We start from the raw sequence: 12,115 nt of genomic DNA on the forward strand, positions 1-12,115 counted from the left end.
GTGATACCCATTTTTCTCACGCATCCGCCCAGCGTTGCGGCACACTGCAGCAAACCAGTGAGACCACACCATGAAACTCAGCACCCGCATTATCTTGCTGTGCGCCATCACCCTGTTTGGCATTTCAGTCATTTCGGCTATTTCCCTGTACTCCTTGCGTCAGACCATGACCAAGGAGCGTACTGAGCAGATTTCCAATATGGTAGAAATGGCGCATGCCGCCATAGAGAAAGCCCATGCGCTGGAGCAGTCAGGCAAGCTCTCACGTGACGATGCGCAAAAACAGGCCAAGCTGGCGATTTCCAGTTTCCATAAAGATGAAATGTATTTCTTTGTGCGCGGGTATTCCGATGATTTGCTGCGCGTACACCCCAAGGCAGACCGCATCGGTGTTCCGCAAAAGGACATGAAAGAATCTGGTGACCGCTATCGTGCCTCGCTGGAAAAAAACAAGATAGGCGTTGTGCAGGCCATGGGTACCAGGCCTGGGGTACAGGGCCAGGTAGAGAAAATTTATGCTGTCATGCGCTTCGCCCCATGGGATTGGCTGGTAGGCACAGGTACCTATCTGGATGATATCAATGAGGCTTTCTGGCAGCAGGCAGGCATCATGCTGGGTGTGGGCTGCATCATGATGGCCATGGTGGGTGCACTAGCCTGGCATATGACACGATCAATTCTGGGGCAACTGGGGGGCGAACCTGCTTATGCGGCTGAAGTGGTGGGCCATATTGCAGAGGGTGATCTGACTACCGACATACAGGTCAGAGACAATGACCAATCCAGCCTGTTATTTGCCATCAAGACCATGCGCGACAAACTCGCGGCCGTTGTCGGTGAAGTGCGTACCGGATCTGAATCCATCGCCACTGCCTCTGGCGAAATTGCCTCTGGCAACCTGGATCTGTCTAACCGCACCGAACAACAGGCAGGCGCACTGGAAGAAACCTCATCCACCATGGAAGAACTGACTTCCACCGTCAAGCAAAATGCCGACAATGCCAGGCAGGCCAATCAACTCGCTATCTCGGCGTCTGAAGTGGCGACCCAGGGCGGCAGCGTGGTAGGCAAAGTGGTGGCGACCATGGGCTCCATCAATGAATCATCGAAAAAAATCGTCGATATCATCAGCGTCATTGATGGCATTGCCTTCCAGACCAATATCCTGGCCTTGAATGCCGCCGTCGAGGCAGCGCGTGCCGGTGAACAGGGCCGTGGTTTTGCCGTGGTTGCCAGCGAAGTGCGTAACCTGGCACAACGCTCGGCCTCTGCTGCCAAGGAAATCAAGACCCTGATAGACAGCTCGGCAGAAAAAGTCGAAGAAGGCGGCAAGCTGGTTGCCATCGCCGGTTCTACCATGGATGAGGTAGTCGCCAGTGTCAGGCGTGTGACCGATATCGTCGCCGAAATTGCCTCTGCCAGCCAGGAGCAGAGCTCAGGCATAGAACAGGTCAATCATGCGATTGTTGATATGGATAATATGACGCAGCAAAATGCCGCGCTGGTAGAACAAGCGTCTGCTGCGGCCCAGGCCATGAATGAACAGGCAGCCAGCCTTGCGCAAGTGGTGAATATTTTCAAGGTGCAGCAACAAGTTGGCGCTACACCCCAGGTAAGCCGGGCGAGTATACGTCCAGCGCAAACAGGTCGGGCAAATCAGCCACGCCGCTTGCGCTAACTCGTCATTTAAATCGCAATTAACTAGAAAAACGTTAGAGAAAAATCTTCCCGCTCAATGTGGCAATGATGCGCTGGCGCTGCAAAGCCTGCTCACTTGCCGTATTGTCGCGGACTGAATTGACAGAAAGATCAATGACGCTCGTCTGTTTGTCTGGTTGATTTTTGGTATCCACCAGCTTACCAAACTCATAACGGGATATCGTCAGATTGCGGTCATGGCTCTTTTCCAGACGCGCAGTATTCAATTGATTTTTTTCAAATCCAAGATCCAGTTTGCTGCTCTCATGATCGTCTACTTTCACGTAGCGATAATTCTGCGAACTCTTGCCCTCATCGAGCACCGGTTTTTTGCCAGATTTTAATTCAAGATGAAAAGCTGCACTGAGACTGGATTCCAGGTTCTGGCTGATCTTTCCACTTGCCAGATGCCCTTCCTGCGTGGTCTTCTGGCTGGTCTGGAAGTTGAAATAATCACTTTCCTGCAAGCGCGCCGGATTTGGTGAGGTGGTCACGCCTTTGATCTTCGCATCAAAGTCTGCCAGGCCGGTTAACAATGAACTGGCACTGGTATCCCAAAAGGCTGGTGTCTTTGCTGGCGCCAGGCCTTGCACACTATTGTCATCATCCGATGTATTGATTTTCTGCATCGCAGAAAACGCTTCCTTATATTGTGATACCAGGCCCTCATCTGCATTGCCACGCTTGGCAGCATTATCGATTTGCCCAAGGAATTGCTGGATAGCGTTATTTCTTTGTGTCGCATTCCCCCGGAGCCCGGCGTTGTCATGTTTGACATCAATATCAATCACACCACTGTCTGATGTCAGCTTGAGCTGATGATGTGATTCATTAATCTTGTAGTCAAGCTGGCGCTCACCTGCCTTGATATTAAACTCCAGCGAACTGACGACAGAGGTGTCAAAGCCTGACAAAGCACCCAGATTGATCTTGTTATCCGTAAAATAACTTTGCGCCGCAGCTTCCAGTCCTGCGGCCAGTTTATCGAGCGCCTTGCTATCTGTTTCACTCAATTCTGCATCGCTGCTGGCTTCTACACTGAGACCACTAGCATTACTTTTGATGGATAAAGTAACACTGCGTCCTGAAGCCAGCTTCACACTCAGCCCCAGGCTTTGGTCGGGGCGGTCACGCAAGTCATTCAAACTGACCTGGCCTGCTTCGGCCACGGCTTTATTGTCAGCACCGGCATCCGGAGATGTCGTGATGTAGGCTTGTTTGACATCTGCACCAGTGGAATGCAGGCGGTCTATGAGGCCAGTAGCCAGACCATTGAAACGCCCTGAAGTGGTCGTCGTTGCAATCGCATTTTGTTGCAGTAAATAACTGAAATGATCGTCGCTCTTGTTTTCCCACCATTGAGATGAGGTAGTAGTTGTAGATGCAACACCTGACTGGTTATATGTCTGGCCCACACCATCATTACTTGATGAGCGTAAATTGACTTGATATGAACTTGTAGATGTAGTTGAGTACGAAGCAGCAGAACTAGCCAAAGGGCTGGCAGAAGTCTGACTGTTTACATTCTGTGTCTGACTGACACCAGGGCTTGCTACTGTATTTAAACTTGTAGAAATAGTCGACATGGCTTGCATGCATCCTTGAAATAAATCCTTGCTTAATCTTCCTTATTATCGACAATATTTATTATTACTTTAGCAAAAAGAGGATGGAAAACCGGATTATTCATGCTGTCTTGCACATAAAAAAAGAGATGCTCTTGCATCTCTTTTTTTTATTTTGCTGAACCAATATGTCAGCAATCTTCCTGAATGATCAGGAAAGGCTCCAGACATATTCCAGCTTGGTCCAGGCTTGCTGTGGCTTGCCATCTTTAGCGCCCGGCTTGAATTTGCAGGAAGAATAAATTTTTTGTGTTGCCTTGTCCAAAGCCTTGGAGCCACTGGACTTCTCCACTTTTGAATCAACCACCGCGCCATCTGGCCCAACCAGTACAGACAAGACCACAGTACCAGTTTCTTCATTCATCAAGGCAGATTTTGGATAAACCGGTTTTTCGCAAGTCTGCTTGTCAACAGTTGGCGCCACTTCACTGGCCAATGTAGCGAAAGAAGATGCAACGAGGACGGTAGCGAGAAGTAATTTTTTCATGGGAGTAAGGACGTAAGTTCTAGGAAAAGTTTGATATTGCCACATGGAAACAGATGCGTATTTTACTGCACATTTTTTCCGCAACGCAACATTTTTCCCATTTAATCAGTGCAATGATTGTTAAAGATTGTGCCCAGTACGCATAGCCAAACGACCATCATTGCGCTATGACAATGTGAACTTTGCAAGGTGTTGCTCCCTGACATGGGAGCTTTGCTTTTTTCACACATCTCCACTAGTCTTAATTCATGCATTCTGTTGTCATAAATGCTGCCCATAAAAATGAAACGCTTGATTGAGCACTTTGATTGAACACATATAGGGAGACCATGAAAATGAAAATATTCAAATTGTTGATGGTATTACTGCTGGCAGGTCAATTCAACTTCGCCCTGGCTGACGACAATCCTGCCGATGCCATCGCCATGGTCGATAAGGGCCTAGCTTACATGCAAAAAAATGGCAAGGATGCTCTGGTACAGGAAATCAATAATAAAAATCCAGAGTTTATCAATGGCTCGATTTATCTTTATGTGCGTGGACTTGATGGTGTAGTTATTGCCCACCCTATCAACCCTAAACTGATAGGCAAAAACATGCTGGACCTGCCAGATGCAGACGGCAAATACTATCGCAAGGAAATCATTGCCCTGGCCAAAAGCAAGGGCAAAGGCTGGGTAGACTATCGCTACAACAATCCTGTCAGCAAACAGATAGAAAACAAAACCACTTATATTTTTCGCAGTAATGACGTGATACTTGAAGCAGGGATATATAAAGGAAAATAATTAAAGAGTAATAATTAAGGAGTAATAATTAAGGATCACAAGTTTCTCTAATACAGCACTTAGCAAAAAGGCATCGTTTTCTCGATACCTTTTTTATTTTTGTGACCGGGAAAAACAGCATTGAAATAACAGCCTTGCAAACACTTTGTACGGCATCGCACAGACGAATAAGTTTTCATCAAGTAATTTCTGTCCAGGCATCATGACAAGAGACACTCTTGCATGGGCAAAAGGTTTATAGCAAACCGGCTGGCGACTTTGTCACGACAGTCTTTGGCTACCTTCAATTTGCAAAGTTTACAAGGAGCCAGCTCATGGCCAAGAGAATTCTCGTCGTTACGCCTGTTATTGCCGATGCCCTGGCACTTCAGGAAGCGCTGCTAAAAGCCCGCGATGGTTATTATGAAACCGTATTTGCAGATAGCCTATCCAGCGCTGTCGAACACCTGCAAGATAAAACCAAACCCATAGACATCATATTGCTTGACTGCTTCCTACCAGACAGCAAGGGCATAACCAGCTTCCAGCATTTATTTGCCATCGTTCCCAAAATCCCCATACTCACTATCTGTGACACTGATCATGCACTGGCACTGGAAGCCGTAGAACTCGGTGCCCAGGGTTTTCTGACACGGGGCCATTTTTCCAGTTACCTGGTGCCACAATCCTTGCGCAATATTATTCAGCGCAAAGCCGTTGAAGATGCTGCCTTCCTGGAGAAAGCACGGGCAGAAATCACCCTCAACTCCATCAGCGATGCGGTCATAGGCACGGACATGGCGGGTAATATTGATTACCTGAATGTCGCTGCTGAACATATCACGCTGTGGAAGCGAGAAGAAGTACAAGGCCAGCCCATTGCTACGGTCATGCCGCTTATACAAAGCGAAAACAGACAAGTGAAAGCCAATCCCGTCATGCAAGTGTTACAGCAAGATACCGCCACCACACTGACACCCGGCACCATATTGCTCAGACGTGATGGGAGCGAGGTCGCCATCGAAGACTCTACTGCACCCATCCACGATGCATACGGCAATCTGGCTGGCGCTGTCATGGTGTTTCGCGACATCACGGCGACCCAAGCCATGGCAGTGAAAATGGCTCACCTGGCACAACATGATTTCCTGACTAATCTACCCAACCGTGCACTCTTGAATGACCGCATCGCACAGGCCATAGGCCTCGCTAAACGGCGCGAGACACATCTTGCGGTGCTATTCCTGGACCTGGACAATTTCAAGCATATTAATGATTCCCTGGGTCATGCCCTGGGCGACATGCTATTGAAATCCGTCACAGAACGCCTGTGCGCTTGCGTGCGTAGTTCTGATACGGTCAGCCGTCAGGGTGGCGATGAATTCGTGATACTCGTGACAGACGACAAGTCTGCCGAGAATGCCGCCTTCACTGCCGAAAAATTATTGAAGTCGCTGGCCACACCGCATAGCATCAATGGCCATGAGCTGTATGTCACAACCAGCATAGGTATCAGCTCATACCCTGCTGATGGTACAGATGCAGACACCTTGATTAAAAACGCCGACACGGCCATGTACCAGGCCAAGGAAAAAGGACGTAACAACTTCCAGTTCTTCAAGCCAGAAATGAATGTGCGTGCCGTTGAGCGGCAAGTCATAGAAGCCAATTTGCGACTGGCAATGATACGCAATGAATTTTCTCTGCATTACCAACCCAAGATCAACCTCAAAAGCGGTGCCATTACCGGTGCAGAAGCCCTGCTACGCTGGTCGCATCCACAATGGGGCATGGTGCCGCCAGTACGTTTTATTGGTATTGCAGAAGACTGCGGCGTCATCATCCCGCTAGGTCGCTGGGTCTTGCGTGAAGCCTGTATCCAGACCAAGAAATGGCAGGATGCAGGATTGAAAATCTCGGAAATTGCCGTCAATATTTCTGCTGTCGAATTTCGTCGTCAGGACTTTGTTGGCACTGTACGCGCCATCTTGCAGGAAACCGAGCTTTCTCCCAATTGCCTGCAACTGGAAATCACCGAGAGTGTACTCATGCGAGATGCAGAAAACAGTATTGCCATACTGCAGCAATTGAAAGACATGGGCATACAACTGGCTGTCGATGATTTTGGTACCGGCTATTCCAGTCTGAGTTACCTGAATCAATTCCCTATTGATGTATTGAAGATCGATCAGTCCTTTGTCAATGAAATCGGCGCCAACAAAACCGACGGCGATGGCATTATTGTCAGCGCTGTCATCGCCATGGGAAACAGCCTGAAGCAAAAAGTGATTGCAGAGGGCATAGAAAAGCAAGGACAACTGTCATTCTTGAAAGCCCAGCATTGTGAGGAAGGACAAGGCTATATTTTCAGCCGGCCACTGGCTGCGGAGCAATTCGCAAAAATGCTACGTCTGGGGATTACAGCGCACGCCCCTATTCCTGTGTTGATGCCAAATTGATTTATCAAGATTCAAAGAAAAAAACGGACATGCAAGCATGTCCGTTTTCATTTTGAGCAAAGCCGTCAAGACTTATTCGTAATCGCTGACTGGTATGCAAGAGCAGAAAAGATTGCGGTCACCATAGACATTGTCTGCACGGCCAACCGGCGCAAAGTATTTATTCTTGCGCAGGGAAGCAACCGGGTAAGCTGCCACTTCACGGCTGTAAGCATGTGGCCACTCATTGGCGATCAGCACTTCTGCTGTATGTGGCGCATGTTTCAGCGGATTATCCTTGGCATCGAATTCACCACTGGCCACCTTGGCGATTTCTTCACGGATGCTGATCATGGCATCGATGAAGCGGTCGAGTTCAGCCTGAGATTCACTTTCTGTCGGCTCTATCATCAGTGTGCCAGGCACAGGGAAGCTCATGGTCGGTGCGTGGAAACCAAAGTCGATGAGGCGTTTGGCCACGTCTTCATTGCTGATGCCAGTAGCATCTGTCAATGGACGCAGATCCAGGATGCACTCATGAGCAACCAGTCCATCATGACCGCTGTACAGGACAGGGTAATGTGGTGCCAGGCGTTTGGCGATGTAGTTCGCTGCCAGGATTGCTGTTTCTGTTGCTGCCTTCAAGCCTTCTGCTCCCATCATGGCGATGTACATCCATGAGATAGGCAAGATGCTGGCAGAGCCAAATGGCGCAGCACTAACGGCAGAGATACCATCTTCACCACGGACATAGCCAGTAGATTTCTGGTTAGGCAGGAACTTCGCCAGATGCGCACCAACTGCAACCGGGCCTACGCCTGGGCCGCCACCACCGTGAGGGATACAGAAAGTCTTGTGCAGGTTCAGATGGCTGACATCACCACCAAACTTGCCTGGTGCTGCTACACCGACCAGCGCGTTCATGTTCGCGCCATCAACATACACCTGACCACCGTGGCTATGCACGATTTCGCACAGTTGTTGTATGCCTTCTTCAAACACACCATGCGTGGATGGATAAGTCACCATCGCTGCTGCCAGGTTAGCGCTATGTTTTTCTGCCTTGGCTTGCAGGTCAGCCAGGTCAACGTTGCCTTTGTCATCGCAAGCCACCACGACCACGTCCATGCCTACCATGCTGGCTGACGCTGGATTGGTACCGTGTGCAGAAGATGGGATCAGGCAGATATTACGGTGTGCTTCACCACGCGATGCGTGGTAAGCCTGAATGACCAGCAAGCCTGCGTATTCACCTTGGGAACCGGCATTTGGTTGCAGGGATACGGCGTCGTAGCCAGTCGCTGCGCACAACATGGCTTCGAGTTGATCGATCATTTCGCGGTAACCGATAGTCTGGTCATTTGGCGCGAATGGATGGATGCTGGAGAACTCAGGCCAAGTGACAGGAATCATTTCACTGGTGGCGTTCAGTTTCATTGTGCATGAACCCAGCGGTATCATGGTACGGTCCAACGCCAAATCCTTGTCAGCCAGGCTGCGCAGGTAACGCAGCATTTCATGTTCTGCGTGATAGCGGTTAAAGGTTGGATGTGTCAGGTAAGTCGTGCCACGTGTCAGCGCTGCTGGGTAAGCATCATTGACGCCAGCTTCTATCGTTGCAAAATCCGGCGCTGTTGTGACGCCAGTTGCCTTGGCAAAAATCACCCACAGGGCTTCAACATCAGCACGTGTGACTGTCTCATCAAGAGAAACACCAACCTGTGTTGCACTGATCTGACGCAGGTTGTAGCCAGCAGCCTGGGCAGCCTGGTGGTATGCAGCGGCATTGGCGACATTGACTGTCAGGGTGTCAAAGTAAGTGGTGTTGGCAATAGCCAGACCTTGTTGCTTCAAACCTCCAGCCAGAACACCCGTCAGGCGGTGTACGCGCAAGGCGATCTGGCGCAAGCCTGCCGGGCCGTGATAGACGGCATACATGGAGGCAATCACTGCCAGCAAAACCTGGGCAGTACAGATATTCGATGTGGCTTTTTCACGGCGGATATGTTGTTCGCGTGTTTGCAGAGCCAGACGATAAGCCTTGTTGCCTTGTGCATCAACAGTAACGCCAACCAGACGACCTGGCATGCTACGTTTGAATGCATCACGCGTGCCCATGTAACCTGCGTGCGGGCCACCAAAGCCCAGTGGTACGCCAAAGCGCTGGCTGTTACCAACAACAACGTCAGCACCCCACTCGCCTGGGGAAGCGATCAGTGTCAGTGCCAGCAAATCGGCAGCAGCGATGACCATTGCGCCCTTGGCATGCAAGGCAGCTGCGTATTCGCGGTAATCCACGATGGAACCGTCAACGCCCGGGTATTGCAACAGGACGCCGAAGCAATCATTGTCCAGCGCTTCATTGCCAGCGCAGGTACGCACTTCTATACCCAGCGGCTTGGCGCGTGTTTCTATGATTTCGCGTGTTTGTGGCAAGACATCGGCAGCGACATAAAACACATTGGATTTGGATTTTCCTACGCGCTGTATCAACGTCATGGCTTCAGCCGCAGCCGTGCCTTCATCCAGCATGGATGCATTGGCGATGTCCATACCGGTCAGGTCAGTGATGACTTGCTGGAAATTCAAGATGGCTTCCAGGCGGCCTTGGGAAATCTCTGGCTGGTATGGTGTGTAAGCTGTGTACCAGGCAGGGTTTTCAAAGATATTGCGCAGGATCACGCCTGGTGTATGTGTGTTGTAATAACCCTGACCGATCAAGGATTTCAGTACACGGTTTTTTGACGCCAGTGCCTTCAATGTGGCCAGTGCTTCCTGTTCGGACTTGGCTTCTGTGAATTGCGCCAGTGGCAGCACATCGTGACGGCGGATATTGGCCGGGACGATGGCATCAATCAGGGCTGTGCGGTCAGCATAGCCCAGGGTTTTCAGCATGGCGGCTTGTTCTGCTTCAGAAGGGCCGATATGGCGAGCGATGAAAGCGTCATGCGCTTCCAGTTGGGTCAGTGAAGGACGGGTCATGGTATATGAGGTACAGAAGAGTAACGTGGAATATCAGGTGTAGCTATGCGGGACCAAGGATTTCATTGCAACAGGCAAATCCATATTAAAAGAGGCAGCCACAGGGCTACCTCTCTTAATGAATCTATTAAGCGATGTTCTTGGCGTAAGCTTCAGCATTCATCAAGGCATTAACATCAGCAATATTGGCTGGCTTGAGTTTGAACAGCCATGCAGCAAACGCATCAGCATTGATGGACTCTGGTGCATCGGCCAGTTCTTCATTGATGGCGACAACTTCGCCAGTCACTGGTGCGTAGATATCACCAGCTGCCTTGACGGATTCAACCACTGCGCAATCCTTGCCAGCTTCTAGTGCTGTGCCAACTTTAGGCAGGTCAACGAAAACGATATCGCCCAAAGCATCCTGAGCGAATTCAGTAATGCCGACAGTGATCGTGCCGTCTGCTTCTGTGCGTACCCATTCGTGGGATGTCGTGTATTTCAGGTCTGCTGGTACGTTCATGATGGGCTCCAGTTAAATAAATTGTTTTAGATAATAATGAGTGGCTAATCAATAGTAGTCAGTACTAGTAGCTGTACTGACTGCAGATCAAATTATACGGCCAGGATTTTGCCGTTACGGACAAAAGGCAGTTTGACAACAGATGCTGCCAGTTGCTTGTCGCGGATAACAACATGTACAGTATCGCCTACAGACACGCCCATAGGCAAACGCGCCAGCGCAATTGCCTGTTCCATTGTGGGACTAAAAGTACCGCTGGTGATTTCGCCTTCACCTTGTGCACATACTACTTTTTGGTGCGCGCGCAGTATGCCACCTTTTTCACGCAGGATCAGGCCCAGGAACTGGGCATTCTGTCCTTGTTTCTGCAGTGCCTGCTTGCCGACGAAATCGCGTTCGCTGACCAGGTCGATAGTCCAGGCCAGACCAGCATCCAGCGGATTGACTGTTTCATCCATGTCCTGGCCATACAGATTCATACCAGCTTCCAGACGCAAGGTGTCACGCGCGCCAAGGCCAGCAGGTTTGACACCCGCTGCGACAAGGGCATTCCAGAAATCAGTCACACGATCAGCAAAAACGGCAATCTCGAAACCATCTTCACCGGTATAACCAGTGCGTGCCACCATGACTTCACCGAAGGAAGTCTCAGCGACGATGACTGCGTTGAAAGGTTTGATTTCTGCGCTGGCTGCCTTGGCTTCTGGCAAGACTTCCCATGCTTTGGCGCGGGCGTTCGGGCCCTGCACTGCTACGAGAGCAAAAGCATTTGCGCCATCGCGACGCTGGGTAATAGTCAGGCCGCTATTCGTTTCTGCATTGCGGGCATTCATCCAAGCAATGTCTTTTTCTGCCGTGCCTGCATTGACGACCAGGCGGAACCAGTTTTCGCTGAAGAAATAAATGATGAGGTCATCAATGACCGTGCCTTCAGGCTTCAACATGCAGGAATACAGAGCCTTGCCCGCGACCTGCAATTTATCGACATTGTTTGCCACCAGGCCACGCAGGAAGCTGCGTACATTCTCGCCCTGCAGATCAACGACGCACATATGAGATACATCAAACATGCCGCAATCAGTGCGCACTGCATGATGTTCTTCGATTTGGGAACCATAGTTGACAGGCATGTCCCAGCCGCCAAAATCAACCATTTTTGCACCAGCCGCACGATGGGCTGCATTGAGAGGAGTTGCCTTGAGTGATGTCGCTGCTTGCGTCATGAGTGCCTCGTTACCAGATTGAAGGGACGAACAAACGCATGCCGGCGAATAAACGCCGCATGCGCTGAAATCGCATACCCCTCTGTCCTGGTACCTGAGAGATTACGGGAGCCTTGTATGTTTGCTGCCCGTGCGCACCTTCGGTGGGTAGTCCGGCGAATATTTATAAAATAAACATGTCTGCCGCTACCGCTCTCCAGAGTTGGGGCAACTTTTAACTACCCCGTTGATCGGTCCTTTGTGCCTGAGAGTTTTTTGGGTATTAGCCCCTTCGGCGGCAACTTTCGTCACGCTCTCCCGATCAAGTAGCGCGATTATATAAGGCTTGCAAGGGCTTGGGTAGTTGAGTGTGGAAATATTTACAGAAAAACTGTGAACGGGCTGAATATT

Annotated in this window: 8 protein-coding genes and 2 riboswitches; of the genes, 3 read left to right on the forward strand and 5 right to left on the reverse strand. The window is 50.1% G+C overall.

Features of this window, described 5'->3' with window-relative positions; all coding sequences use genetic code 11:
• Window positions 1–70: 70 nt before the first annotated feature.
• The gene (locus tag AC07OI_RS06720) at window positions 71–1,678 is read left to right on the forward strand and encodes a methyl-accepting chemotaxis protein (protein WP_495256653.1); all 1,608 of its coding nucleotides are present in this window, start codon (window positions 71–73) and stop codon (window positions 1,676–1,678) included.
• A gap of 34 nt (window positions 1,679–1,712) precedes the next feature.
• On the opposite strand, the gene AC07OI_RS06725 is transcribed toward AC07OI_RS06720, so the two are convergent.
• On the reverse strand, window positions 1,713–3,284 hold the full coding sequence (locus AC07OI_RS06725) for a hypothetical protein (RefSeq protein WP_495256654.1): 1,572 nt from the start codon (window positions 3,282–3,284) through the stop codon (window positions 1,713–1,715).
• Window positions 3,285–3,474: 190 nt separating this feature from the next.
• Complete coding sequence (locus AC07OI_RS06730; RefSeq protein ID WP_492702589.1) at window positions 3,475–3,810, reverse strand: energy transducer TonB; 336 nt, start codon at window positions 3,808–3,810, stop codon at window positions 3,475–3,477.
• Window positions 3,811–4,145: 335 nt separating this feature from the next.
• Here AC07OI_RS06730 and AC07OI_RS06735 point away from each other — a divergent pair, with 335 nt between their 5' ends.
• Both AC07OI_RS06735 and AC07OI_RS06740 read left to right on the forward strand, forming a co-directional pair.
• Window positions 4,146–4,598 carry a cache domain-containing protein gene (locus AC07OI_RS06735; RefSeq protein WP_495256655.1) on the forward strand — a complete coding sequence of 151 codons (453 nt, stop codon included), beginning with the start codon at window positions 4,146–4,148 and terminating at the stop codon, window positions 4,596–4,598.
• Between the two features lie 314 nt (window positions 4,599–4,912).
• Window positions 4,913–7,036 (forward strand): putative bifunctional diguanylate cyclase/phosphodiesterase, encoded by a 2,124-nt coding sequence (locus AC07OI_RS06740; RefSeq protein ID WP_495256656.1) that lies wholly within the window; start codon window positions 4,913–4,915, stop codon window positions 7,034–7,036.
• A 72-nt stretch (window positions 7,037–7,108) separates the two neighbouring features.
• Here the strand turns inward: AC07OI_RS06740 and gcvP are convergent, their stop codons facing one another.
• The 3 genes from gcvP to gcvT all read right to left on the reverse strand — a co-directional run bounded on the left by gcvP (window position 7,109) and on the right by gcvT (window position 11,725).
• A complete protein-coding gene (gene gcvP, locus AC07OI_RS06745; protein WP_495256657.1) occupies window positions 7,109–9,997 on the reverse strand; it encodes an aminomethyl-transferring glycine dehydrogenase in 2,889 nt (962 codons plus the stop codon).
• Between the two features lie 127 nt (window positions 9,998–10,124).
• Window positions 10,125–10,502 carry a glycine cleavage system protein GcvH gene (gene gcvH, locus AC07OI_RS06750; protein WP_492702585.1) on the reverse strand — a complete coding sequence of 126 codons (378 nt, stop codon included), beginning with the start codon at window positions 10,500–10,502 and terminating at the stop codon, window positions 10,125–10,127.
• A gap of 92 nt (window positions 10,503–10,594) precedes the next feature.
• Window positions 10,595–11,725 carry a glycine cleavage system aminomethyltransferase GcvT gene (gcvT, locus tag AC07OI_RS06755; protein ID WP_495256658.1) on the reverse strand — a complete coding sequence of 377 codons (1,131 nt, stop codon included), beginning with the start codon at window positions 11,723–11,725 and terminating at the stop codon, window positions 10,595–10,597.
• A 72-nt stretch (window positions 11,726–11,797) separates the two neighbouring features.
• Window positions 11,798–11,935, reverse strand: a riboswitch (glycine riboswitch).
• A gap of 11 nt (window positions 11,936–11,946) precedes the next feature.
• Window positions 11,947–12,035, reverse strand: a riboswitch (glycine riboswitch).
• Between the last annotated feature and the right edge of the window lie 80 nt (window positions 12,036–12,115).

Source organism: Undibacterium sp. GW821-FHT07F11, assembly GCF_059418665.1.

Bases quoted from the DNA above. Each gene is read 5' to 3' on its own strand.
- AC07OI_RS06720 (WP_495256653.1), top strand. From the start codon at position 71: ATGAAACTCAGCACCCGCATTATCTTGCTGTGCGCCATCACCCTGTTT.
- AC07OI_RS06725 (WP_495256654.1), bottom strand. From the start codon at position 3,284: ATGTCGACTATTTCTACAAGTTTAAATACAGTAGCAAGCCCTGGTGTC.
- AC07OI_RS06730 (WP_492702589.1), bottom strand. From the start codon at position 3,810: ATGAAAAAATTACTTCTCGCTACCGTCCTCGTTGCATCTTCTTTCGCT.
- AC07OI_RS06735 (WP_495256655.1), top strand. From the start codon at position 4,146: ATGAAAATATTCAAATTGTTGATGGTATTACTGCTGGCAGGTCAATTC.
- AC07OI_RS06740 (WP_495256656.1), top strand. From the start codon at position 4,913: ATGGCCAAGAGAATTCTCGTCGTTACGCCTGTTATTGCCGATGCCCTG.
- gcvP (WP_495256657.1), bottom strand. From the start codon at position 9,997: ATGACCCGTCCTTCACTGACCCAACTGGAAGCGCATGACGCTTTCATC.
- gcvH (WP_492702585.1), bottom strand. From the start codon at position 10,502: ATGAACGTACCAGCAGACCTGAAATACACGACATCCCACGAATGGGTA.
- gcvT (WP_495256658.1), bottom strand. From the start codon at position 11,725: ATGACGCAAGCAGCGACATCACTCAAGGCAACTCCTCTCAATGCAGCC.